The organism is Acidobacteriota bacterium, assembly GCA_016716905.1.
GTDB lineage: Bacteria > Acidobacteriota > Vicinamibacteria > Vicinamibacterales > SCN-69-37 > SYFT01.
Genome location: JADJUS010000003.1, coordinates 150,875 through 176,332 on the forward strand (window position 1 = coordinate 150,875; position 25,458 = coordinate 176,332).

Genomic DNA, 25,458 nt, shown 5'->3' on the forward strand with positions numbered 1-25,458 from the left:
TGGCATCATCCTTTGGCGGCATCCGTGGCGCGGGTTCGCCGTTTTTCAAACGCGTCGTACCGTTCATCGGCCAGGCGCACGAATTCGGTCTTGCCCACCTGCAGGTGGTGCGCCTGCACAACGGCCTGGTCCATGTCTTCAGTGACCAGTTTCATGCGGGCGTCTTTGCGCAGGGGAGAGCTGCCGGCGCTGATGAAACAGCCCTTGCCGGCGGCGGTGTCGATCACGCCCTGGCGCTCCAACTCCGTGTAGGCCTTCGCCACCGTGTTGCGATTGACCCTCAGTTCCTCGGCGAGGGGGCGGATGGACGGCAACGTGTCGCCGGCCTGGGCGGCGCCCGAGGCCACCGCGGCCTTCACCTGGTCTACCACCTGCAGGTAGACCGGCTTGCCCGACTTGAAGTTGAGTTCGAATCGCATTGCTTGCTGTCATATGACACTAGGACACTTGACTGCGGCTGTCAAGTCCACCGCGCGCCGCGGGTCCACACCTCGCGGGGCGGTGATACATTTCCGCCGTGAGATTCATCGCCTCGATTGCCTTTGTGTCTGGCGCCTTCGCCGTGTCGCCCGTGTTCAGCCAGGCGCCCGCCGCCACCCTTGACGCTGCGGCTGCCGGCCGCTTCGCGGCCCTGGCGCTCGAGTGCGTGCAGAAGGAGTATCCCAACAAAATCGCGCACGTCCTCAATTCGCCGGACGATGTGAAGGCGCCGCACGAATTGACGCCGGCCTTTTACGGTTGCTACGACTGGCATTCATCGGTGCACGGGCATTGGCTGCTCGCGCGCCTGGCCCGGACCTTCCCTGACGCGCCGTTTGCTGCCGGTGCAGTGGCGGCACTTCAGGTCAACATCACACCGGCCAGGATTACAGGCGAGGTGGCCTATCTGAAGGGCACCGGGCGAGAGTCCTTCGAGCGGCCCTATGGCCTCGCATGGCTATTGCAGCTGGCGGCCGAGCTGCGTGAGTGGCAGTCGCCGGAAGCCGCGCAGCTCGCGTCCGCGCTGCGTCCACTTGAGGCGGCGGTGATTGAACGCCTGAACGCCTGGTTGCCCAAGCTCGCGTATCCCATTCGAGAAGGTGAACACCCGCAGACGGCATTCTCGTTCGGGCTGATGCTGGACTACGCACGCGCCCACGATCCCGCGCTGGCCAGCCTCGTTGCGGGGAAGGTGCGCGAGTTTCACCTGAACGACCGCGACTGCCCGATCACCTACGAGCCGTCGGGACAGGACTTTCTGTCGCCGTGCATCGCAGAGGCCGACTTGATGCGGCGTGTGCTGGCACCGCAGGAATTCGCCCGCTGGCTGACGGCGTTTCTTCCACGCATCCCGTCTTCAGAGTCGGGTGCATGGCTCTCTGTGGGCGTGGTGACCGACAAGACCGACGGCAAACTGGCGCACCTTGATGGTCTGAATCTCAGTCGCGCGTGGATGCTTGAGGGTATTGCGGCAGGGCTGCCCACCGGAGACGGGCGCCGCCGCGCACTGCTGGCCGCTGCCAGGACGCACGCATCAAGCGGACTTGCGGCGGTCACCGGCGAACACTACGCCGGCGGACATTGGCTCGGCAGCTTCGCCGCCTATCTCACGACTCGACGGGGGCTCGGGAAGTAGCGCGGACCCGAACGCGCGAGCGAAGATCATCGATGAGCGAGTAGGCGACCGGCGTCACCAGCAGCGTCAGCAGCAACGAAAGCGTCTGGCCGCCGATGACGACCACGGCGATGCTACGGCGTTCTTCAGCGCCCGGGCCGTTGCCGAGCGCCAGCGGCAACATGCCACCCACCAGCGCCAGCGTCGTCATCAGGATGGGCCGGAGACGGTCGCGGTTGGCGCGCATGATGGCGTCGAAGCGCTCAAGGCCCTGCGCGCGAAGGTTGTTCATGTGATCGATCTGCAGGATGGCGTTTTTCTTGACCACGCCAAACAACACGAGCAGGCCAAGGGCCGAATACAGATTCAGCGTCTGTCCGGTCATCCACAACGACAACAGCGCAAATGGAACCGCCACCGGCAGCGAAAGCAAAATGGTGAACGGGTGCACCACGCTCTCGAACTGCGCCGCCAGGATCATGTACATGAAGATGACCGACAGCATGAACGCCCAGAGAAACTCGGTGAATGTACGTTCGAGTTCACGGGCCCGGCCGGCCACTGCCACGCTGTAGGCCGCCGGCATACCCAGGCCGATAGCCGCCTGACGCAGAGCCTCCATCCGGTCGGCCTGCGCGAAGCCCGGCGCCACGCCCGCGCGGAGGTTCGCTTGGCGCTGGCGGTTGCTGCGGTCGATGCGCGACGGGCTCTCGGCTTCGACAATCTGCACCAGGTTGTCGAGTCGCACCAGGTCGCCGCTGCGTCCGGGCACGAGCAGATGGCCCAGCGTCTGCGGGTCGTTCCGGTCGCGCTCGGCCAGGCGCAACTGGACGTCGTAGTCGTCGTTCACCTTCGCATCCCGGAATCGTGTGACCTCGGCGTCGCCGCCCACCATCACGCGAAGTGCCGTGGCAATGTCCTGCGTCTCCACCTGGAGGTCGGCCGCCCGCGCGCGGTCGATTCGCACCTGAAGCTCAGGCTTGTTGAGCTTGAGCGTGGTGTCGGCGTCCACGATCCCGAGCGCTTCCGACATGTCGCGCAACTTTTCCGTGTAGTCGGCCAGCGGCTGCAGTTCAGGTCCGCGCACCGCCAGGTCCAGTTCCGTGCGACCACCACCCAGATTGATGGACTGCACGTTGCGCACGGAGCTTCGAAGGTCCGTGAACTTCCGCAGCCGGCCGCGCACCGACCGCATGACCTCGCCCTGCGAGGCGTTCCCTCTGAACGCCGCTGCCGGGTCGAGGCTGACAATCCCTTTCAGGAGCCGCATCCAGTTGAAGGCACGCTCGTGGTGTGCCGCCAGCTTCACGTACAGCTGTCCCTGATTGACTCCACCAAGGAATCCGCCGCCGGCAGTGGCCAGGACGACGCGCACGTGGGGCAGGGATCGCACTTCGCTTTCAACGGCCAGCATGGCTTCGTTCATCGCGCCGAGGCTGGTGCCTTCCGGCGCCGTAATGCCCACCTCAAACTCGCCCTCGTCCACGCCGGTCGGCACAAACTCCTGCAGCACACGGCCGTAGATCGGGACGACGCTGACAATCACGAGCAGCGCGGCGCCTGCGAGCACCAGCCGGTGATGCATCGCCCAATTGAGTACGCGTGTGTAGAACCGGTCGATCACGGCATAAAACCCATCGCGTGACGTGCCATGCCCAGGGCGCCGGTTGCGAAACAGCCTGGCGCTCATCATCGGCGTCAGGGTGAACGACACCAGCAGGCTCACCAGGATGGCCACGGCCGCGGTAATGCCGAACTGGTACAGGAAACGCCCGGCGATGCTCGACATGAACGAGACCGGCACGAAAATGACCACCAGGCTGAGTGTGGTGGCCAGCACCGGCAGGGCAATTTCCGCCGTGGCTGCCCGAGCCGCCTCGAACGACCCCATGCCCTTCTCTTCGACAAACCTGAAGATGTTCTCGAGCACCACAATGGCGTCGTCAATGACGATGCCGACCATGAGCACCAGGGCAAGCATGGTGACGCTGTTGAGCGTGAAGCCGAGTGCGGCCATCATGCCAAACGTCGAAATCACCGACGCGGGAATGGCAATGCCGGCGATGAGCGTGGCGCGCCAGTCGCGCATGAACAGAAACACCACCAGGCACGCAAGGATGCTGCCCATCAGCAGGTGGACATTGATCTCGCTCAGCGCAGCGTGAATGTACAGGGACTGGTCGCGAATGATCTCGACCTTCACATCCGCCGGCAACTGCGGGCGGGCGGTGTTGAGGTTGGTCTTCACGCTGTCGATGACCGCCACGGTATTGGCGCCCGACTGGCGCCGGACTTCAAGCGTGACGGTTGGCACACCGTCGAGCCGCGCGATTGACCGCTGCTCCTTGGTGCCGTCCTCGGCATAGCCGATGTCCCGGATGCGGATCGGGGCGCCCTGGCGGCTGGCGATGACGAGATTGTCGAAGTCGCGCGGATCCACCACGCGTCCCATGGTGCGCAGCGTCTGTTCCCGCGTGGTGCCGGTGACGTTGCCGCCCGGCAGGTCCGCATTCTGGCGCGCGAGCGTGTCGCGTACGGCCGTGATCGGCAGCTGGTACGCCGCCAGGCGGCCGGCGTCCACCCACACATTGATCGCGCGTTCGAGTCCGCCGACGATCTCGACGCCGCCGACGCCGTCGGCGCGCTCAAGGAATGGGCGGAGCACCTTGTCGGCCAGTTCCGTGAGCTCGCGCAACGGACGGTCGGCCGAGAGCGCGATGCTGATCACCGGCGAGGAGTCGTTGTCTGACTTGGCGACGACCGGTGCGCGCGCGTCGCGCGGCAGCTGCGCCACGACAGACGCCACGCGATCGCGCACGTCCTGGGTGGCCGTGTCGATGTCGCGCTCCAGCTTGAACGTGGCGATGACGATGGAAGAACCAGGGCCCGACACCGACCGCAGTTCGTCCAGGCCTTCGACCCGGTTGACGGCTTCTTCCAGGGGCTGAGAGACCAGGACCTCAATCTCTTCAGGCGACGCGCCCGGCAGCGTCGTGCGCACGAAGACCTGCGGCAGGTCCACGGCCGGGAAGCGATCGACGCCGAGCGAGCCGTACGTGGCGGCGCCCACCACCACGAGGCACAACACCAGCATCGAGGCGAAGACGGGGCGCTTGATGCAGATCGCGGCGAGAGACTTCACGGGCGGCCTCCCGACGTGCTGACGGTGACGGCATCACCGGCGACGAGATTGCCGGGCGACACCACCACACGATCGCCGGCTGTAACGCCTGTCAGAATCTCGACGCGATCCGCCTCACGCCGGCCGACGGTGATTCGGCGCTCTGCGGCTTTGCCGTCGGCGACCACAAACACCTTGTCCACGCCGGCAAAACTCACCACCGCCGAGGCCGGCACCAGCAGTGCCGTGCCGACCGAATCCGTCACCACCTCGGCATTGGCGAACGCACCGGGCCTGAGCTGTCCCGACGGGTTGGCGACTTCTGCTTCGATGCTGAGCGTGCGACTGGCTTCTTCAATGGCCGGACTGATGCGCGCCACGCGGCCAATGTGTACGACGCTGTCGCCCTCAAGGGTGACGCGCACCGCCTGACCCAACCGCACCGCGGCCGACTCACGCTCGGAGATCGACAGCCGCAATCGCAGCGGATTGATTTTGACTATGGTCACCACGGGTGCGCCGGCCGCCAGGTACTGCCCGGGCGTGGCATGGCGTTCGCGCACGCTGCCGGCAAACGGCGCCCGGAGCCTGGAATCGGTCACGGCCTGTTTGGCGAGCTCAAGTTCGGTGCGCCGCTGCACCAGCAGCGCCTGCCGGTTGTGCACCTCTTCGATTGAATCCTGGTATCGCCCCTCAGCCACGCGCAAGTTCGCCTGCGCGGCGTCAAGGTCGGCCTGGCTCCCGATACCGTCCTTCGCAAAGGAGGCGGCGCGGTCGCGCACCAGTCTCGCCTGATCGAGGACTGCACGCGCCTGGCGGACAACCGAGGTCTGCTCAATGTCGATGCGCTCCTCGGCGCCGTCGGCCGGCAGCCCGAGTCGCGCGCGCGCCTGCTGCAGCGCCGCGTCTGCCTGAGTGACCCTGAGCTGGAAATCCGTTGACGCGAGGCTCGCCAGCGTCTGGCCGGACTCCACCGACGTGCCCAGGTCGACGTCGAGTTGCTCAAGGCGGCCGGTGACCTTGAAGGCCATCGTCACCTGATCTTCAGCCGCGAGCGTGCCTGTGACGGCGATCGCGCGTTCGATGCGGGCCTCGATGGCCGGTGTGACTTGCACGGCACGGGGCGTGGCGTTCCCGCGTCCCGCACCACCCGCCGCTGCCGGAGCGCTGGTCCCGCTGCCGCCGCAGGATGTGACCAGGATCGCGCTTGCACAAAGGAACGTTCGGAGCATGGGACATTCTAGCGGGTGGAGACGTTATTTCACGCCGTGCAGGTGGCGAAGCACGTCGCCAGACAGGCTGAACCGGCGGCCTGACTTCTTCCAGAAGTGCGCGAGCGGGCCGCGCATCGCTGCGTGTTGGCGCGCCTGGCGCGAGTCGCTGCCAAACCGTTTGTAGATCGCGTAACGCACCTGACCCTCGGGGTCGATGACCACCGTGGCGCCGCCGTTCATGTCGAAGAGGTCGCCTTTGTGCTGCACGGTGCACGACTGTGTGACCTCGCCAACCAGATCAAAGACCACGCGCCCGTCCGGCGCCGCGCGCCTGGCCACCCGGATCGACTGCACCATCGGGGGGGAGGCCTGGGTCACACCCTTCGGCAACTTCGCGCCCGGGGCCACCAACTGGAACACGCCGGCGTGCGCCGGGTCGGTCAGGCAGCGGCCCAGGACGTTGGCTTGTCGAGTGAGTTCTCTGGCGTTGGCCGGCTGGCCGGGGTCGCCATCAAAACGCAGGTTCCTGAACGCAAGGCCCGGGATTCGGACGGCTTTTGCCGGGGGCTGCCAGCGGACGGCGTCCTCGGTCATGAACTGCACATGATCGGGAAAGATCCGCCGGCGTCGAAACGAACGCATCAGGGCCTCACGGAATCCCCACTTGTCGGTGCGCTCGAGGTCGCCGTCAGCCGTGATCAACGCGCGCAGGTACTCGCCCAGTTCCATGTCAGCGGGCGGACAGTAGTCGATGGCGCGGATGCAGATCGAGAGGAACTGTCCTGCCACGTCACTCGCTTCGGAGGCGAGCGCTTTCACCAACGGCTCACTGAGCGGCATCACCCCAAACGCGCGCGGCTCGAGGCCGGCGATGCGGAAGTACCGGTCGGTCTTCCTGCGCACCACGGTCATGAACGCCTCGAAGACCGCCGACACCAGTACCGACCCCAGCAAGTGTGGTTCGAGTGTGGGGTCGTAGCAGATGGGACCTCCGGCCGTGCCCGGCGGGATGTCCGAGTCGAACGCCGCGATGCCGGCCACGTCGATGCCTGACCGAAGCGCGGTTTCCTTTCCCGAGTTGTTCCTCGTGTACCCGAATTCGCGCGCCAAGTCGGTCAAGAGCGACAGCCGGCTCGAGTTGACGTGCGCCTCACGGATGGCCTGTTCCACCACCTCGGTGTAGCTGAAGTGCAGGAACAAGGCGACGAGGTCGGCGAAGCCTTCGTGAAACGCGGCAACATCCACGTTCGTGGGCAGGAGGAACGACGCGCGCAAGCCGTCGAGCAACGCGTGTGTGGTTTCGTGGGCGATGATGTCGTGGCTGAGCGCCGTGCAGATCAGTCCCTTGGGCACGGTGAACCCTGCCGGCGTGGCGCCGGCCTTGAAGAACCCGAACGACAGGTCGCCGCCTTCGCGGCTGTACCCTGCGTTCCTGCCGCGAAATCCAAACGGCCGCACGATCAAGCGATGTGGCCCGCTCGCCGGCGCATCCGTGGCCCAGCCGATGTCGCGCCCAAGCGCCCGCTTGAATTCCGCGTAGGTCAGGCTGCACACCGCGTAGGCCATCTGCAGATGCACACGGCCATTCGACGGGGACGGCGTGAGCCCACTCGACAGCAGGATGAGCGCGTCGTCGAGGTCGAGCGGTTCGGCCTTGAGCGGTGCGGGCACGTTGTCGCACCTGACGTCGAAGAGGGCGCCCACCGGCCCGGGCGCCAGCTTCTCGTACGGCACCTTCACCGTGGCGACGCCGCCCACACGGTCAGACACCGACGGATCGAGCGTGAACACCCGCAGCGGCCGCACCTGCGGCTCTCCCGCCGCGCGCCGGTATGGCCGCATCGCGGCCTGCCGCGCCACCCGGTCGCTGACTTCAAACGCCGCGACAGGGGGCGCTGTCTGTTTCGCCATTAGTCTCGCCTCACGATCACCTGCGCCGGAGTTCGCTCCACGATCCGGTAGAGCACGGCCCCGTCTTTGTCCTCCACAACGATGCCGCGCGGCGTGTCGGACCATGTGGCCTCGTGGGCCATCGATCGATCGTCGGGCGCACCGCGGAACACCAGGGCCGATCCGTCGCGGTGGAGTTCAAACGCCTCGCGCGGCCGCCGCGACAAGGGAAACGTGGCTGTCGCCGGGCGATACACTTCGCCCTCTGCCTGATCGTCCTCGAAGGCATGCACCCAGCGGATACCGTGGATCACGCGAGCCCTGTTCAGGTCAGCCCGGCGCGGACGGTGTCGAGGGTGGTGCGCATGCGCAACACCTGCTGGGCCGTGAACATGAACATCCCGGCGTCATCGGTGTAGTCCATGTAGTTCATGAACATGTCGCCGTTCGGCCCGTTGTTGCACGTCACCACCGGCCAGGTGGGTGTCCCGAAATTCGGCCCCGCGCAATTGGGCGTGTCGGCCACCATGTCCGATCCGCTGCAATCGGGCGTGTCGCCCCAGATGTGCCGCAGGTTGAGGTAGTGCCCCACCTCGTGCGTGGCGGTGCGCCCCTTGTTGAACGGTGCCTGCGCGGTGCCATTGGTGCCAAATGCCAGGTAGTTGCACACGACCCCGTCGGTGTTGACCGGGCCGCCGGGAAACTGTGCATAGCCGAGCAGGCCGCCGGTGAGGGCGCAGACCCAGAGGTTCATGTGTGTCTTGGGCTGGTACGGAGCGATGCCTCCCGTTGACGCCTTCTTCACCTTGTCGTCGAAGCTGAAGCCATTCACCGTGGTCTTGGTTCGCGTCGTTTTCACCAGCTTGAAGGTGATCCGGGCGTCGGACACGAGCCCTTTGAAGGGCAGCGGCGTCTGCGATTTGTCGGGGTTGGTCGCGCGGAAGTCTTTGTTCAGGGCACTGATCTGGCTCTTGATCTGTGCCGCGGAGATGTTCTCCTCCGGAGTCCTGTAGACCACGTGGACCACCGTCTTGATGACCACGATCTTGGCCTGTTTGGCCGCTCCCGCATCACGCCGTTTCGACGTGGCGCCCTCGAGCCGCATCTGGGCCGCCCGGAATGAGGGATGGGTTTCGAGCAGCATCATGTGTGCGGCCATTGCGCCGCACGATCGGTGAAGCGTGACGCGAGCCTGTGTTTTTTTTGCCATGCCGTCCTCCTGTGTGAGCCGGAAAGAGAGTCACGACCGCCGTTTTGAGATTTGGGCAGCTTACACCCAAAATAGCCCCATGCCACGCCAGGTTGTGTTCCTCGTCCACGGAATCGGCGATCACAAGAAGGGTTGGTCAAAACCCGTCGTGAAATACCTCGACACGGTCGGCGAGCGCTACGCCAGCGTCGAGGGACCCATCAGCGACCAGGTCGTCTTCAAGGAGATCGCGTACGGCGACGTGTTCGACAAACAGCTGGCCCGGTGGGATGCCGATGTGGATGCGGTGGCGGCCAACGGCATCGTGCCGCAGGCCAAAGACGCCGTGGCGTGGATGGATGGCATCACGGAAGGCGGGTTTGTCTGGACCCACCTCGGTGACGTCGTCCTGTTCCTGTCGCGCAAGACCCGGGCGGCGGCGGTGTCTGAAGTGGTCGCGCAGATGGCCAGGGTGATCGCCGACGACAACGACCCGGACACCGAATTTTCCATCATCGCCCACAGCATGGGCACGGCCATGACCATGGAAGCCGTCAACGCGCTCGCCACGCCCATTCCAGGTATCGGCTGGACAGGTCTGCCGCCTGATTTCCGGTTCCGCGAAGTGATGATGCTGTCGAACACCAGCCGGTTCCTGCAGCGTCCGGACTTGCGCGCGGACATCGAGAGCCGCCTGCTGCCGAAGAAGCTCAGGACAACCGGGCTCTGCAGTACCTACCGCAACGTCTTTCACCAACGCGACCCCGTGTCGTGGGTGCGGCGGTTCTCGCTGACAGCAACGACTGACGCGGGGTACCTCGCCGTGCCCATCGAGCACTACCACGCCCGCAATATCCATGGCTTCACGCACTACCTTGAACACCCGGCGGTGCATGGCGCCGTGCTGCGACTGCCGCGCGCGGCGAACTTGCCGCTGCCGGCGTGGCGCAAGGCGATCGACGAATATTCCGGCCCGCGCAAGTTCGGCGGAGAGTTTGTGAAACCCGCCGAAGTGGCGTCCTTCGTGGGTGACCTTGACCAGACCGTGCAGCCCGATCCCGAGAGCGAAATCGATCTGGTGGGCCAGCTGAAGTACGTGGCGGAACTGCTGCGGAAGATGTTGTAGGAGTTGTCATGGCGCGAACGAGTCACTGGATTGCCGCCGCATTGCTGGTGGGACTGCCGATCGCGGCTGAAGCGCAGGCGCCCGATCCGTGTTCGGCGCTGGCCGGGGTCAACGACGCCAGGGGTGTGGTGTGCCGGGTGGTGGCACAGGAGCGCACCTTCATTCTCGAACAGCAAAAGGCGGCGTCGGGCGCCAACAGCTGCGCGCTGGTCAGGACCGGGGGGCGCATCGAGCGTCTGATCGGCGAGGTGGCGCGCGGCACGGGCGTGTTGCCGGTGTACTTCACAGTACGCACCGTTGGTACGGACGGGGAGCGCCGTGAGTTGTTCGCTGAAGAACCAGACGCCGTCGTGATTGACGTGGAGGAAGGGGCGTCACCGCCGGCCGGTGCGTGTGTCGCCGGCGATCACCGTGATGCGGTTCTGCAGGTCGTGGCCGCCGTCGGTCGTGCCGTGCATGGCTACAACCAGCCGTTCCTGCAGCAGGGCGCAGGCCAACTGCGCAAGCTGGCCAACACCTGGTCCTGGGTGATCTCTGACGGCTTCGGACAGTACCCGTGGGAGCGGCTCTTCAACGACGTGGTGCATCGCGACCCTGAAGGTCCCGGCATCATCGAGCACCTGCCTCGCTACGAATGGGTGTTGCTGCATCCGTCGGTGGCGCTGGCGATGTCCGGCTTGAAGGAACTGCGCACAAGCCGCGGCCAGACGGCGTTCCTGATTGAACCGCTCGGGTTCATCCGGTATCGATTCAAGCTCGACGAAGAGAAGGGCTCGTACTGGGGCGCGTCGGCGCTCCTGGTCGCGACCGAGAACCAGCCACCGGCCGTTGGCGGCCTCCTGCGCTTCAACAAGTATTCATTCGGCGTGGCGCGCCACCTCAGCGACAGCACCGGCGCGAAACGCCGGTGGACGATCACCGCCACCGTTGAACTGCTCGAACGCCTTCAGCCCCCACGCAAGGAAGTGCGCGAGGCCGGCGCAAAAGCCGGCGCCAGATAATTACCATGAAGAACATGAAGATCCATGAAGGCGCGGCGTCGGGTGCCGCCTTCGGCGGCACGCAGGATCGGAGGGAAGTCAGAAACAAATGAGCTCGTAGCTGATTGCGGGTGGGAGCGCAAGAAGACTGCCCTCCGTTGTGCAATCAGCTACGAGCTCATTTGTTTCTGACTTCCCTCCGATCCCGCGGCCCCGGCGTAGCCGGGCCCCCGACGCCGCGCTCATGACCGCCCCACGCATTTCTTCACGGAGCTTCATGGATCTTCATGGTGAAAGCTCTTTCAGCGCGGTGCCCGAATCTCGACCACCGTGGGTTTCGCCGTGAGCGGTACCACCGAGGCGCCGCGCTCTGATGCGAACGTGCCCGTCACACGGAACGTGCCGACACCAGTCGGTGTGAACGGCTGCTCCACGCGCACGCGCGCGCGTGGGGTGTCTGCCGTCGCGGGCGCCAGTGTGACTCGCACCACCTGCGCACGCGCGTCCACTTCGACGCGCGCGAACCGGCCCGCGTCGAGCGTGAGGTAGAGCCCCAGCGGCGCGATGTAGACGCGCTTGCGCAGCGAGTCCACGACGTCGACCGTCACTCGCGCGCCTGATACCGATACGTTGCCGCCGAATGCCTGCCACCCGAACTCCGGGTGGTTGATGACGTAGGTGGCCGAATTGAGCGCGTGCCCCAGGAAGTTCGGGCCGTAGTCGCCCGAATACGCATCCCACTTCAACGACTCAGGGAACGCGTGGAACGCCACCGACGCAAACCCCTCCTGATCGATGTTGGTCAGCGCGCCCATGGTGCCGGCATAGCCAATGCGCAACAGGTGCAGGTCATCGGGCTGTTCGCGATACCGGGCCAGCACGGGAATGGCGTTGAGGCCGGATCCGTAGTGATGGAGCTGCCGCTCGTAGCGCGACCCTGGCGCGCCGGCATAGATGAAGTCCCAATAGCGGCGCGCCGCGCCGTTGTAGCCCCAGTGGGGCACCAGCGGCATGTAGCCGATGATGGAATTGATCGCGGTGAGCGACTGGGGATTGTGTCCGAAGTGCCGCGTCCAGGCGTAGACCTCTTCCTGGCCCGTGGAATCCCACGCCATCTCGCTTCCGAACGGATACGCCTGAGCGGCCCAGCGATCGGCACGCATCTTCATGCGCGTTTCGAGAGCGGCCACTTTTTCCGTCCATCCTTCGCGCTTCATGTCGGCCAGCGTCTCGGTGAACGCGCTGGCGCCCATGAGTCCCACGTTTGTGTAGCCCACCTTCTTGGCCGGGTCGGTCAGGAACATCATCGTCTGATAGGCCTGATCGAGATACCAGTCCCAGGTGTGCTTTGTGGCCAGCCCTTCGTGGTTGCGTGCCACTCGATACATCGACCAGTACGCGCCCACCACATGCACGTAGTTGTAGGCGCGGCCGGTGGATTCCGACGCCTCCTTGTTCCAGCTCGTCCACGTCGTCCAGTTCAGTTTCGGGTCGTACGGGAAGTCGGGTTTGTCCTTCGGGTCGTAGTAGAGCAGGCTCTTGCGCACGCCGTACTTGCGATCGCCGTCGCTGTACTGAATGCCGCCCCACAACACGCCGTCGATGAATCGCTCGTACTTGTCGACTTCAGCTTTCGTCGGTTGACCGAACAGCTTCATGCCTGCCGCCAGCCACGAGCCAGACCCTCCCTCGTCACCAAGGCCGGCAATCCACACGCGCGCGTCCTGTTCAACAATCGCGTCTTTGGCGCGGTCGTAGCTCATGACCGAGGGACTGCGGCCGAACGGATCACCGGGTTTGTCGAACCACTGCTTGGTGAACAGGAAGTTGCCCAGGTCGCTCACCACCTGCGATGCCGGCTTGGTGACGTAGTACGAAAGCGCCTGATTCGTCCCGTCGGCGTATTTCACCGTCACGCGCGCGCGGCCCCAGGCCCGGCCCCGCAGGGTGTACTGCTTCCACCCATTGGGCGTGTTACTGCCGGCGGTCACCGTCAGGGCGCCTGCCGGTGCCACGTCAACCGAGGTTACGCGGCCCGGGTAACGCAGAAACAGTTTCATGTCCTCGTCCATCGGGGCCACGTAGCCGGGAATGCCGACGGCCACCGGACGCCCGGCCTTCGCGAGTGTGTCTTCCACTGCGCGGATGGACGGCGACAGGAGGAACTCCAGGCCATAGGTGCGCGACTGTCCAGGCGCGAGTGTGGCTTGCGTCGGCGCGTTCCATGGAGTGGCGCTGCGCCATTCGTTCTCGGCAAACGCCTGTGTATGCGCCATCCACTCGAAGATGCCCTCAGATGTTTGTGTGCGCGGCGTGCGGTCATCCACCGTGCGCCATCCTTCGAGCGGCGTCTTGCCGTGCGGCACCACCACCAGCGCTGGTCCATTGCCCGAGAGTCGCGTGACCTGCAGGAAGCCCGCGTCGGCCGCGATCGCCGGGTCAAAGAAAGAACAGACTTCGTGGGCCTGTTCCAGATTGCGGCCGGTGATGAGGTTGTTAAAGACCACGGGAAGGCCGAGCGCGCCAATCTCCACGGGCGCTGTTCCTCGATTCGACAGCGTGAACGACAGCACCAGCCGTCCATTGATGAGCTGCCAGGTGCGCGTGACTTTCACCGGGATGTCGTCAGGCAGCGTCGCAGACAGATCCGCCGCTGCCAGGGTCGTGCCCGACGCGGGCAGCGCCGTCACGGGCTTGCGCGCTGTGGCGCTCGCGTAGTTTGCCCATGCCCCCGACGAGCCGGTACGCAGCCGCATCGTGATGTCACCCAGATGGTGATAGCCATCCGCGGCTCGTGCGGCCAGTCGGTCGCCCGGCGTGAAGTCGAACGTCAGCGGGCCGGTGGGTTCGGGCGGTGCGGCTGGTGTCTGTGCTGCTTGTCCTCCGCGTCCGCCACGCGCGGGGCGCGGCGTCGGCGTGTAGGTGGGCACACCCTTGGGTTCAAGGGCCGCGATCGTCTGTGACGCCGTCACCAGTTTCAACGTGAAGTCTGGCGTGTCGAATGTCAGCACACCGGCCTCCAGCCCCAGCGTTGGCGGCGGCGGGGGAGGCTGATTGCCGCGCCCGCCGCCCTGCTGCGCCACGACGACGGCGCTGAGGCCAAGGCCAAGGCAGATCACGACAAGATTGCGCGCTGACAGGTGATTCATGGTGGGCACATTATAATGTGCCCACCTGTGGCCCAACCTGTCCTTGTCGGCTTGCCGTACGATGCGAGTTCCTCGTTCCTGCGTGGCGCGGCGGGCGCGCCCGCGGCCATTCGCGCAGCGCTCAACTCTCCCGCTGGTAATCCGTGGTCCGAGCGCCACGGACCCTCAATTGGCGCGGACCTGCTCGACGATGCCGGCGACCTCACGCTCGACGGCCCGGCGCAGTCGCGCGACACGATTGAACGCGAGGTGCGCCTGCTGGCCGCCTCACGCCGGCCCCCGATTCTGCTTGGCGGTGACCACTCGGTGACCTATCCCGTCCTGCGCGCGATCGGGCCGTTGCACAAGGGGCTGACCGTGCTGCACTTTGATGCGCACGCGGACCTGTACGACGAGTTCGAGGGAGACCGCTTCTCGCATGCGTGTCCCTTCGCGCGTGTGATGGAAGAACACCTGGTGTCGCACCTGGTGCAGGTCGGCATCAGGACACTGACCGGTCACCAGCAGGAACAGGCCAGGCGTTTTGGCGTCGAGATGATCGACATGCGGGCGTGGGCCGATGGCGCACGCCCGTCGGTGGGCGGGCCCGTTTATGTATCGCTCGACCTCGATGTGCTCGACCCGGCGTTCGCACCGGGCGTGTCGCATCGCGAACCCGGAGGACTTTCGGTGCGGGATGTGCTGAGCGTGTTGTTCGCGCTCAACGGTCCCATCGTCGGCGCCGACATCGTCGAGTACAACCCCGCGAAAGACTGGGATGGCCTCACCGCGCAGGTGGCCGCGAAGTTCGTCAAGGAACTGGCCGGCCTGATGCGCCGGGGGCCACTGGCCCCACTCGCCGGGCTCCCGTAGCACCCATGGCCTCAGTGTTCTGGCGTCGCCTCGGCTCCGCCATCGTTGTCACCGTGGTCATGCTGGGCCCCCTCGCCTGGTTCCTGCTGACGCGGGTGGCCGACCGGGTGGATCGGGCACTCGCCAACGACTGGACGACGGCCGCCGCCGCGCCCATCGACGTGCTCAATGGTCAGGGCGAACGCCTCGTGCCACTGTGGCGCGTGGGGCCCGGTGATTTGTCTCCTGCCGAGTCGGTCGATTTGCTGATGGCCACGTACGGCTCCACGCCGACCCTGACAAGTGCCGAGCTGCGGGTAGGCTCATGCATCTTCCGACTGGCTGCGCCCATTCGCGTCTCAGACGGTGCGTTCGTCGCTCTGACGCGGATGGCGCCGTGTGCAGATGCCTCATCATCCACAGCCGAGTTCACGGCCACGCTCGGCAGCGCCGGCCGGCTGGCGTTGTGGACCTGGCAGATGCCTGCCGATCGTGGGGCATCGCACTTCGGCCTGTCGATGACCGCACCAGAGGCGCGGTCGGCCACCAACAGCGTGATTCGCGGACGATACGGCTATTCGCGCCCCGGGCCGGACATGCGCCGAGCCTCGCTCGTAGCGTGGTTGTGGAACGACACCTCACGCGTGCAGACGATCGCGTGGCTGCTCTTTGCGGCGATCGCGGTCGCGCTTGGTGCCTGGTTGTTGGCAGGAGCCCAGGCCGCTGCCGCGCAGGTCGCACCCGCGACTGGCGCGGGGCTGGTGGCGTTGGGCCTGGCCGTGACATGGGCAGTCATCATGCCGCCACTCCAGGGCGCCGACGAACCCGACCATCTCTTGAGCTTCGGGATGGTGGCAGGCGCCGCGCAGGTCGATCGCGATCTGGCTGCCGAGGCACGCCGCGTGCATTTCGAGCGCATCCGGTTCCATGCCGACGAGCGGCTGGCGCCGATCGATCGCGAGGTGCCGTATCACGTCGCATGGACGGGTGATGTTCACGCCGAGCGAATGGACGCGCGCAGTCCCGTGACCGTTCGCGTGTGGGCGCTGGCCAGCTCACTGATCGGCGGCAGTCCATTGCCCAGCCTGATCCTGAACCTCAGGCTCTTCAATGCGGTGGTGTTTGCCCTCTGCATGGCGGCCGCCGTCTGGTTCGTCTTGTGGACGGGCTCCGATCGGCAACGGATCTGGCTGGTGCTGGGCCTCGGGCTGATTCCCACCGTGCCGTATTTCGCCACGATGGTGTCGGATTGGGCGTATCTGGCCTCGTGGTCGCTGCTCTTCAGCGGCGCGGTGCTGGTCCTCGTGTATGGGGGGCCTCGGGTGTCGTGGATGGGCGCCGGGCTGGGGATCAGTGTGGCGCTGCTGGTGGCCACGAGCATTGCGGCGATTGCTCTCGTGCCTCTGGTGCTGATCCTGATCGCCGGCCGGCTCGTGATCCGCCGTGATCCCGGAGACGACCACGCCGGCGCGATCGTTCGCTTCTGGGGCGGCCTGGCGATCGGTTGCCTGCTGGGATACCTGCTGATGGGCGACCTGCTGGTGGCCGGGTTCCAACGGTACGACGCGGAATCGCGTGCGTCGTTCGCGCAGTTGCTGGGGCGCGTCAATGCCGTGGGCCGTTTCGCCGTGCAGCAACCCTGGGTCGTGTTGCTCCTCATCGGACTCATGGCCGGCCTTGACGCGGCGTGCGCGCGGCTTCGCACGCAGCAGTCGCTGGGCCACTGGGGGCAACGCCTGGCGCGGCTGGGCGTTGTCGCCATCGCCGGCCTGGCCGTCGTGCAGGCGCTCGCGTCGCTCGTGGCGCCGCTGCCGCAATTACCTTCGTTCGAGACGCGTGGCTTTGGGACGGCCCCCGCGTACGCCGTCACCGCCCTGGGGGCACTACTGACAGGCGCGCGACTCACGGGCTTTGATCACTTGACGTTCACCAGCCTCTGGGGCGGATTTGGTTGGGTGGATACCGTTCTGCCCGCGCCGATGTTTGTGGTGATCGTCGTGATGCTCATTGTGTCGCTCGTGGCCGCGGCCGCCTCGGCCTGGCGTGCGAGTGATGCCAGGCCGTTCGGGTGGCTGGTGATGGCGTTGGCTGGAGGCGTCGCCAGCGCCGCCGCCGTGGCCGTGGCGGCATTTTTCATGCGGCGCAACCTGCACGGCCGCTATCTGCTGCCGCTCGCCATCCCCATGGTGGCGGTCGTCGTCTCTGCGCTCGGCGCCCAACTGGGCCGCGCCCACGCGCGCGGCTGGCGATGGGTGGCGGTGCTTGTCATCGCAGCCCTCCACGGCGCCAGCTTCGTCTGGGTCGCCAGCCGGTACTTCTAGAGCGGATTCGACATCGGTGTAGCCGGACCTGAAGGTCCGGCCTCCGAAGACAGCGGCCCGTCCGCCCTCGGAGGCCGGGTCTTCAGACCCGGCTGCACCGATGTCGAATCCGCTCTAGAACGGGTGTTCGATCCCGGTCGCGTTGACAGAGCGGGCTAGGCTGTGTTCTGGTGATGGGCATAGACGCTCTAGGCCCTAGTCCATCTTTGCCCCTATGACTCCAGTCAAGAACCCCCTGCTGCCCGGCCTGCTCGACATGCTGGTGCTCAAGACGCTCAGCGTGGAATCGCTGCACGGCTACGGCATCGCGCAACATCTGCACGTGTTGTCCCGTGATGTCCTCCGCGTGGAGGAGGGCTCACTGTATCCCGCGCTGCAGCGCATGCGGCAGAAGGGCTGGATCAAGGCCGAGTGGCGCCAGACCGCCAACAACCAGCGCGCGCGGTACTACACGGTGACCCCCCTGGGCCGCCGGCAGCTCGGTGAGCAGGAAGCCGGATTCGCCGAAATGATGTCCGCCGTGAAGCGCGTCATGAAGCAGGCGTGAGGTGACTATGCGCGAGTGGATAAACAGGCTTGTTGATGTCTTCCGTCGTGGCAGGCTGGATCGGGAACTCGCCGAAGAGCTGCGGTTCCACGAAGGCCACCTCGAGCGTGGGGCCGCCGATGCCGGATTAAGCCCCGACGCCGCATCTGCGCAGGCGCGGCGCCGGCTCGGCAATGTGACGCAGATCACCGAGGCCACGCGCGAACGCTGGTCGTTTCAATGGCTTGATCACCTGCAGCAGGACGTGCGGTTCGCCTGGCGCGGACTGCGACGCACGCCGAGCTTTACCGTGTCGGTGGTCCTCACTCTGGCGCTGGGCATCGGGGCCAACACGGTCATGTTCGGCGTGGTGGACCGGCTGATGTTCAAGCCACTCGACTACTTGCACGATCCAGGCACCGTGCACCGGCTGTACCTGCAGACGCTGGAACGCGGCATTGTGGGCACCTCGGTCTGGGTGCAGTACGAGCGTTATCGCGACTTCGAGACGAGGACGACGTCGTTTTCACACATCGCGTGCCTGAACGAACGGCTGATGGCGGTGGGGCGTGGAGACGCTTTGCGGGAAATTCGCGTGGCCGGCGTCACCGCGTCGTACTTCGACTTCTTTGACATGGCGCCAGCGGCAGGCCGGTTCTTCGGGCCGTCCGAGGACATCGCTCCGTCAGGAACGCCGGTGGCCGTGCTGGCACACGCATACTGGGTCGCCGAGTACGGGCGACGCGACGTGGTGGGGGAGTCCATGGCGCTCGGGAACCTCTCGGTCACGATCATCGGTGTGGCGCCGCCTGGGTTTACGGGCCTGGATGACGCGCAGCCGTCACAGATATTTCTCCCGCTGACCGCGCTGGGACCGGCAATGGGTGGACCAGCCACTGCGGGATTTTCTCAGGGCTATCGGTTCCTGTGGGGCAACGTGATTGTCCGTCGCAAAGCCGGCGTGTCGGTGGAGCAGGCCACGGCCGATGCCACGGAAGGCTATCGGTTGAGCTGGCAACGACAGCGCGACCAGGCGCCTCCGGGCACACCGCCGCTGCGCAGCCTGGAGGACGCGCAGCCGAGAGTGCTGGTGTCGGCCCTGCGCACCGGCAATGGTCCGGCACCATCGCTTGACGCCAGGACATCGCTGTGGACCAGTGGTGTCGCCGCGCTCCTGCTGATCATCACGGTGGCCAATGTGGCCAATCTCCTTTTGGGCCGTACGCTCGAGCGGCGGCAGGAGACGGCCGTCCGTCTGGCGCTGGGCGTCAGCCGGCGTCGCCTCATCGCGCACCTGCTGACCGAAAGCGTGGTGCTCGCATGCCTGGGAGCCGCAGGCGCGGTACTGGTGACGTACGGGCTCGGCTCGGCCGTCCTGGGGCTCCTCACGACGACAACCGGCCCGACTGCGGCCCTGCTTGATTCACGGACGCTGCTGGTGACGGTCGCTCTGGCGATCCTCGTGGCGATGACCACCGGGCTGGTTCCTGCATGGATCGCGTCACGTGTGACCGTGGCGCCCGCACTTCGCCGTGGCCCACGCGAAGCCGGTGGCGGAGGCAGGCTCAGAATGATGCTGGTCGTCACGCAGGCTGCGCTGTCGCTCGTGCTGATCGTCGGCGCCCTGCTGTTTGTGCGGAGTCTGGCGGCTGTCCGCGCGATGCCTCTGGGTTATGAGCCAGGCCGCATCGTCATGGTGAATCAGGTGCTGCGGGGAGCGCCGCTGCCGCCTGAAGCACTGGTGGCGCTGAGACGGTCCTTGCTGGATGCTGCTCGCGTGCACCCGGCTGTTGAAGCCGCAGCCTGGCGGTCGAGCACGCCGCTGGGCACCACCATGCAGATTCGTTTTGTGGCGGACGGCGCGCCCCCGGTGGAGACGCTCGGGATGTTCTCTGGCCAGGAAGGAACGCCCGACTATTTTTCGGTGATGGGCACGCGCATTCTGCGCGGCCGGTCCTTCACCGATGACGATCGCGTGGGTTCGCCGCTGGTGGCGGTGGTCAGCGAGAGTACGGCCCGTGTGTTGTGGCCGGGGCAGGAGGCGATCGGCAAGTGCATGCGGTTCGGCCGAGAGCCCGCCGAGTGCACCTCAGTCATCGGCATCGCCGAAGACATCGTGGCGAACAGCCTGACCGAGACTCAGCGGTACCAGTTGTACTTTCCGATCGAACAGACCGCACCTGCAGGCGGGTCCGGCATGTTTCTCAGGGTTCGCGGAGACGCCGCAGCCCAGGCGGCAGTCCTGCGGCAGGCGCTGCAACCGCTGATGCCGGGAACGTCGTATCTCACCGTTCAACCCATGAGCAGCCTGCTCGTGCGCCCGCAGCGGTCGTGGCGGCTTGGCGCCACCATGTTTGGGGCGTTCGGAATGTTGGCGCTTGTCGTGGCGGCCATCGGACTGTACGGCGTGATCAGCTACAGCGTTGCGCAGCGGCGCCGGGAAATGGGCGTGCGGATCGCGCTTGGCGCCAACCGCCGCGACATTGTGTGGCTCGTCACCCGGCAGGGACTCGCGGTTGCGACCGCCGGTGTGCTGCTGGGCGTCGGCCTGGCACTGGTATTCAGCGGGCAAGTGCAACCGTTGTTGTTCTCGCAGTCGGCGAAAGACCCGGGTGTGTACGCCATCGCCGGCGGAGTACTCGTTCTCGTGGCCGTCATTGCCACGTTGTTGCCCGCCACGCGCGCCTCTCGCGCGAATCCCACGGAGGCATTGCGCGGGGAATGATGCGCGTGATTTCCTGGAAATCACCAGCGTCTGAATAACCTTGCCATCCGTGCCGGTCACGACCACCGTCAACGCCGTGGCGGTGGCGTCCACCCGCGCCACTTGATCCTGCCCAACCGCCAGCAGGTGGTAGGTGTGTGCCACGCTCGGTCCCGGGGCGGTGTAGGAATGGCGATGCGTGTGCCCAACAATCACCAGATCGACGCGGGCCTCGTTGGCGGCGGTGATCCACCGGCACGTTCGTGTCGTCGGGCTTGTCCTCGGTGGTGTCGAGCACCAGCAAGTGCACCGGGCCTGAATCGGGCGCCGGGCTCGAGCCCCGTCAGGTGCACGACGTGCCGCAAACCTACGGGTACCAGTCCGTCTCGGTTCAGCGACTGTGGTCAACGCCGACGCCGCCAGGCTGGCGCCGCGCGCGTAGCGGACGACGGAATGACTGGGTGTGTCCGTGAGCCAGACGACCCCTTTCTGCCATATGATCCCGCCGCATGAAACTGATTGGGCAAGTCATGATGCTCGGGGTGATGGCCGTGTGCGCCGGCACTGTCGCCGCGCAGGCGCCCTGGCTGCCGCCACAGGTCGAGCAAGGTCTTGCCGACCAGTTGGCCGAGCGATTGGCCGCGGTCAATACGGGCAAGACGCCGGACCAGGCAGCCATTCGACAGGCGGCCGGCCGGGCCGTGCAGTCGATGGCGCGGCAGCTTGGGACTTGGACGGATGTGGTGGCCGTTGAAAAGGCGCCACTGTTTCCGCAGATCAGATGGGTGAAGGGGTCGCAGCGTCATCTCGACGCCATGGGGCGCTTCCAGGTGTGCAATCTCGCGTTGTTCCCGCAGTTCGAGTCCGGCGGCGATCCAGGAAGCCGGCGGTCGGGCGCGCTTGGCCTGTCTGCGGTCACGCTGGCCATTATTCGCCTGCGAGAGCCGTTCCTCGCCGGAGGCGGCAACCATGAGGCGATCGAGGCTTTCCTGACGAGCGCACCCATGGCGGCGATCCTGGAGACTGTTCAGAAGCAGCCCGCACTCCAGGCGCATGTCCAGACCCAGTGCGCGCCCGTGCTCCGCGAGCTGCTGGGCCCCCCAGCGAAATAGCCCTCTTCAGGGCGGCCACTCTACTGGGTGTAACCGCGTCGCGCGGTGACGGTCAGCGCCGGGTCTTTCATCCGCACTTCCACGGGGTGCCAGCCCGAACCGGCCGCGTGCGGCGGGGCGTACGTGAGGACGTACCGCTGATTGAAGCGCGCCATCACGTCCAGAAACGCCGCGCGCAGGTCCTTGGTGTCGGCGCGCGCGAACGCTTCGCCGCCGGTTTCGTGGGCCAGCAACGGCAGCAGGGAACTGCGGTACAGGCCCGGATCTTCGAACAGCTTCGCGCGCCGCTCGTCGAGCGTGGCGCCGCTCGATGGCGCAGCCGACAGGGTCACGCCATACACGACGGCGTCCGTGCGGCGGGCGGCGTCCACCACGGTCGCGGCGTTGAGCCAACTCGACGAATCGTCGCCGTCAGTAAAGATGAGTGCCAACGTTCGGCTGAGACGAGCGGGCGGCAGTGTGATGGCGGCAAAGGCCGCGTCGGTGAGTGACGTCGAGCCCTGCGCCGTCGCGGCGTCAATAGCCGTCTGGAGCTTGTGTTTGTCGTCGGTCCATGTCGCGCGCAGCGCGACGTTTTGCGAAAACGTCAACAACGCCGCCTGATCACCGGCGCGCAGACTCGACACGGCCGCCTTCGCGGCGTCCTTGAGTTGATCGAGCGCCGGCCCACGCACGCTCGCGCTGGTATCGAGCGCCAGCAGCAACGCCACGGGAACGGACTCGATGCCATTGAGCTGTACCGGCTGCGCGGCTCCGCTGTCGCGCACGTCAAAGTCTGCGGCGGTCAGGTTGGTCACGGGCTTGCCGTCGCGAGTCACGAGGACGTCGATACTGACCACCGCCGTCCCGGCTGCGAAGCGGGGCGGCTGTTGCTGTGCCGATGTCCCCGGCACCAGGGCCGCCAGGCCCACGATCAGCGCGAGACATCCGCGAGCAGGCAGGCCGCTCACTTTGCGTCCTTTCCGGCTTTGACTTCCGCGAAGATCGCGTCAAAACGTGCTTCGAGCCGGGCGTCGAGCCCCAGCGGGTAAATCCACCACGGGTCGGCCACGGCACTGGTGACTGCGCGCCCGTACCAGCGATCGAGTACGCCGGCCGCTTCCACCGGCTGGCCCGTGGCCTGCAGGACATGCGCGAGCGCGACGTACGCGCTCTGGCCATCCGGATGCGACTTCACGGCGTCCACGTACGACTGCGCGGCCGGATTCCATTGCTGCTGGCGTTCGCGGATCTGCCCGATCCAGAGATGCGTCAGATACAGGATGCTCGTGTCGGCAGAGCTCTTGGGCAGCGCCGACAGCATCTTCTCCGCTCCGGCATCGTCTCCACGGTCGATGCTGATGCGGGCAAGCCGAAGCCGCGCTTCGACGAGCGACGCGTCGATCGCCAGCGCCCGTTCGAAAGACGCGGCCGCGGCGGCGCGAAAATCGTCGCGCTCCCTCTGGACTTCGCCCGGGTCACGCAACTTCGCGCCGGCCGCGGCTGGGGCGTCGACCGTGGCGCGCAGCGCGCGGCTTTCCTTGGCGGTGCCGAGCGCCAGCAGCACGGCTGCGTCATTGGCGATCTTGATATTGAGTCGTTCCAGGTAGGCGTCGGCCGCCGCGAACTCACCATTGAGCAGCAGCACGCGCGCGACGGCCACGTTCCAACGGCTCCGCAACCCGCCGGGCTTGGAACTGCGGTCGTCGGCCAGACTCAGCCATCCGTCGGCGATTCCGGCATGAAATTGCAGCAAGCCGATGTCGCGGCGCCGCAGGGCCTCGAGCCCCACTTCCGTGTGCAGCATCGCGGCGGCCCGAAGCGTGCCGGGCTTCCATTCGGCCTTGGAGTTGAGCAGGTCGTTGAGCTGCGCTTCCGGCTGGAACTGCGTGGACTGGACCTTCGCGATCCGGTCCTGGGGCCAGCTCGCCATCTCCTTGATGGCCGGCGCGGTCTGGCCGTTCTGGTACCGCTTCACCACGGTCCAGTACTCGCCGAGGATCCACTGTTCCTGTTCTGACGCGGTCTGGGGCCGTTGCGCGTGGCTGACCCCGCCCACGGGCACCAGCAGGCAGATCGCCATCCCGGACGCGGCCACAAACCGCTGGATCCGCTTCATCACAGGAGGATTCTACGCCTCCTCGCGATCGAAATGCTCTTGTAGGATACGCGCATGTCCTTCACCTTCCTGACCCGTCCAGCGGTGGTGGCAGGGGCGATGGCCCTGGCCGCCGCCGTTTCGACCTCCGGACGCGACGCCCAGCGACCCGCTCCCATTTCGATCGGCGTGGAGTACGTCCTCATCGACAAGGCCGACAAGGTTGGTCCCTACGCGCGCGAGTTGGCGCAGACCGGGGTTACCGCCGCGAAACACTACGCCGAACACGTTGAGTGGAACGAGATGCAGAAGAGCGCCGCGGCGCCGATCGATTTCTCGCGGCTCGACAGTTTCGTGCGCGAGTTCCAGGCGGCAGGCTTTGCCGATGTCGTCATCTGTCTGCGTTCGCGATCCAGATGGGCCTCGAAGAAATACACGTTGCTCGGCAACCAGAACATCTCGCCCAAGCCCGAGCACCTGGAGGCCTACGGCCAATGGATTGGCGCCATCGTCGAGCGTTATGACGCCGACGGCCGCGGCGACATGCCCGGACTGCGCCGGCCGGTGGTCTGGTACGAGATCGGCTCTGAGCTGTCGACCTACGAAGCCGAGCCGGTGCCCGAATACCTGGTGATGCTCGAGCGTGCCTACGCCTCCGCGCACGCGGCCTTCGCCGGCGTCAAGATCGCCCACGCGGCATTCCTCACGACCAATGCGTTTCGCGATCACCCGGGCCCCGCCGGCTACGAACGGGCCTTTGCGTCGGTGGACAAGCGCATCATGTATCACGGCCTGCCGGCGATCCGTGCCGTACTCGATCGTGGCGACCTCTTTGACGTCGTCAATATCCACTCGCTCGGCGACCCCGCCGAACTCGAAGACATGGTGGCGTGGCTCAACTGGGAGATGAATCGCCGTCGCTGGACGAAGCCCATCATCGTCAGCGATACGGCGGCCACGCCGTTCATCGCCTGGGGCAACGCCGTGACGTGCACGGGGCTGAAAGCGTTTCTTGGCCTGATGGTCGCGCCTGCGACGGAACGGGACCGGTGCCGGCTGGCGGCCTACTTCACGAAATTGGTCGCGAGCGACCCGGCCACGATTGAATGGACTCATCAGTTTCTGGCCGACGACCTCATCAAGCGCGTGGTGATTGCCGCAGATCAGGGCATCGTCCTTATCAACACCGCGTTCGTCGAGGACCTTCACCTCCTGAAGATGAAGGCGATGAATGCCGGCGCCGGCACCTCGGCCTGGTCCGGGATGATCGATTTGGTGAAGCGCGAGCGCCGACCGGCGTTCACCGCGCTGAAGAACGTCACCGAATGGCTCAAGGACTACGACGCCATTCGCCGTGTATCGATGCCGGATTCCGAGGTGCGCGTGTACGAAGTGCGGAAGGGAGGCGGCGTGTCGTGGATCGGCTGGCTGCACCCATCGCGAGTCTGGCTGCCCGAAGACGAACAGCCGTCGCGCGACGTTGTGCTGCCGGGCGGTCGCACTGTGCGGCTGATGACGACGCCCACGCGGATCGGCGCGTAGACCGGCTGATTCTCTCTGGGGGCGTTGACGTCCGGACCGCTTAGGCCTACTCTGCTGCTCACGCTGCAGGTTCGTTTGCTCG

Annotated in this window: 16 protein-coding genes and 1 pseudogene; 9 read left to right on the top strand and 8 right to left on the bottom strand. The window is 66.1% G+C overall.

The features are described from left to right. Positions 1-5: 5 nt before the first annotated feature. Entirely contained in the window at positions 6-419 is a 414-nt protein-coding gene (locus IPL75_01010) for a GntR family transcriptional regulator (GenBank protein MBK9238848.1), read from the bottom strand. A 98-nt stretch (positions 420-517) separates the two neighbouring features. Between IPL75_01010 and IPL75_01015 the strand changes: the two genes are divergently transcribed. Further along, positions 518-1,615 carry a DUF2891 domain-containing protein gene (locus IPL75_01015; protein MBK9238849.1) on the top strand — a complete coding sequence of 366 codons (1,098 nt, stop codon included), beginning with the start codon at positions 518-520 and terminating at the stop codon, positions 1,613-1,615. Here IPL75_01015 and IPL75_01020 read toward each other — a convergent pair. From IPL75_01020 to IPL75_01035, 4 genes and pseudogenes are all read right to left on the bottom strand, one after another. Further along, complete coding sequence (locus IPL75_01020) at positions 1,587-4,736, bottom strand: efflux RND transporter permease subunit (protein ID MBK9238850.1); 3,150 nt, start codon at positions 4,734-4,736, stop codon at positions 1,587-1,589. The two genes, IPL75_01015 and IPL75_01020, sit on opposite strands and share 29 nt — an antisense overlap. Continuing rightward, positions 4,733-5,947 (bottom strand): efflux RND transporter periplasmic adaptor subunit, encoded by a 1,215-nt coding sequence (locus tag IPL75_01025; protein MBK9238851.1) that lies wholly within the window; start codon positions 5,945-5,947, stop codon positions 4,733-4,735. Before IPL75_01025 ends, IPL75_01020 begins: the two co-directional genes overlap by 4 nt. A 24-nt stretch (positions 5,948-5,971) precedes the next feature. Next, positions 5,972-7,840, bottom strand: coding sequence for a peptidase M4 (locus IPL75_01030; GenBank protein MBK9238852.1), 1,869 nt, complete (start codon positions 7,838-7,840; stop codon positions 5,972-5,974). Beyond that, positions 7,840-8,978, bottom strand: a pseudogene (locus tag IPL75_01035) (zinc metalloprotease). Before IPL75_01035 ends, IPL75_01030 begins: the two are co-directional and overlap by 1 nt. Positions 8,979-9,108: 130 nt before the next feature. On the opposite strand from IPL75_01035, the gene IPL75_01040 reads away from it, so the two are divergent. Together IPL75_01040 and IPL75_01045 are read left to right on the top strand one after the other, a co-directional pair. Continuing rightward, positions 9,109-10,134 (top strand): alpha/beta hydrolase, encoded by a 1,026-nt coding sequence (locus IPL75_01040; protein MBK9238853.1) that lies wholly within the window; start codon positions 9,109-9,111, stop codon positions 10,132-10,134. 8 nt (positions 10,135-10,142) lie between these two features. Next, positions 10,143-11,135: a hypothetical protein gene (locus tag IPL75_01045; protein MBK9238854.1), complete on the top strand. Its 993-nt coding sequence runs from the start codon at positions 10,143-10,145 to the stop codon at positions 11,133-11,135. A 281-nt stretch (positions 11,136-11,416) separates the two neighbouring features. On the opposite strand, the gene IPL75_01050 is transcribed toward IPL75_01045, so the two are convergent. Continuing rightward, positions 11,417-14,263, bottom strand: coding sequence for a hypothetical protein (locus IPL75_01050; GenBank protein MBK9238855.1), 2,847 nt, complete (start codon positions 14,261-14,263; stop codon positions 11,417-11,419). Positions 14,264-14,278: 15 nt separating this feature from the next. Here IPL75_01050 and speB point away from each other — a divergent pair, with 15 nt between their 5' ends. The 5 genes from speB to IPL75_01075 all read left to right on the top strand — a co-directional run bounded on the left by speB (position 14,279) and on the right by IPL75_01075 (position 21,757). Beyond that, positions 14,279-15,115: an agmatinase gene (gene speB, locus IPL75_01055; GenBank protein ID MBK9238856.1), complete on the top strand. Its 837-nt coding sequence runs from the start codon at positions 14,279-14,281 to the stop codon at positions 15,113-15,115. Positions 15,116-15,120: 5 nt separating this feature from the next. Then, positions 15,121-17,415: a hypothetical protein gene (locus tag IPL75_01060; GenBank protein ID MBK9238857.1), complete on the top strand. Its 2,295-nt coding sequence runs from the start codon at positions 15,121-15,123 to the stop codon at positions 17,413-17,415. Positions 17,416-17,629: 214 nt separating this feature from the next. Further along, positions 17,630-17,962 (top strand): PadR family transcriptional regulator, encoded by a 333-nt coding sequence (locus IPL75_01065; protein MBK9238858.1) that lies wholly within the window; start codon positions 17,630-17,632, stop codon positions 17,960-17,962. A gap of 7 nt (positions 17,963-17,969) precedes the next feature. Then, positions 17,970-20,666, top strand: coding sequence for an ABC transporter permease (locus IPL75_01070; protein ID MBK9238859.1), 2,697 nt, complete (start codon positions 17,970-17,972; stop codon positions 20,664-20,666). Positions 20,667-21,154: 488 nt separating this feature from the next. Further along, positions 21,155-21,757, top strand: a complete 603-nt coding sequence (locus IPL75_01075) for a hypothetical protein (GenBank protein ID MBK9238860.1) — start codon at positions 21,155-21,157, stop codon at positions 21,755-21,757. Positions 21,758-21,777: 20 nt separating this feature from the next. On the opposite strand, the gene IPL75_01080 is transcribed toward IPL75_01075, so the two are convergent. Continuing rightward, the gene (locus tag IPL75_01080; GenBank protein ID MBK9238861.1) at positions 21,778-22,707 is read right to left on the bottom strand and encodes a VWA domain-containing protein; all 930 of its coding nucleotides are present in this window, start codon (positions 22,705-22,707) and stop codon (positions 21,778-21,780) included. Continuing rightward, positions 22,704-23,858 carry a tetratricopeptide repeat protein gene (locus IPL75_01085; protein ID MBK9238862.1) on the bottom strand — a complete coding sequence of 385 codons (1,155 nt, stop codon included), beginning with the start codon at positions 23,856-23,858 and terminating at the stop codon, positions 22,704-22,706. Before IPL75_01085 ends, IPL75_01080 begins: the two co-directional genes overlap by 4 nt. Before the next feature lie 51 nt (positions 23,859-23,909). On the opposite strand from IPL75_01085, the gene IPL75_01090 reads away from it, so the two are divergent. Further along, entirely contained in the window at positions 23,910-25,376 is a 1,467-nt protein-coding gene (locus IPL75_01090; GenBank protein ID MBK9238863.1) for a hypothetical protein, read from the top strand. The last annotated feature ends 82 nt before the right edge of the window (positions 25,377-25,458 follow it).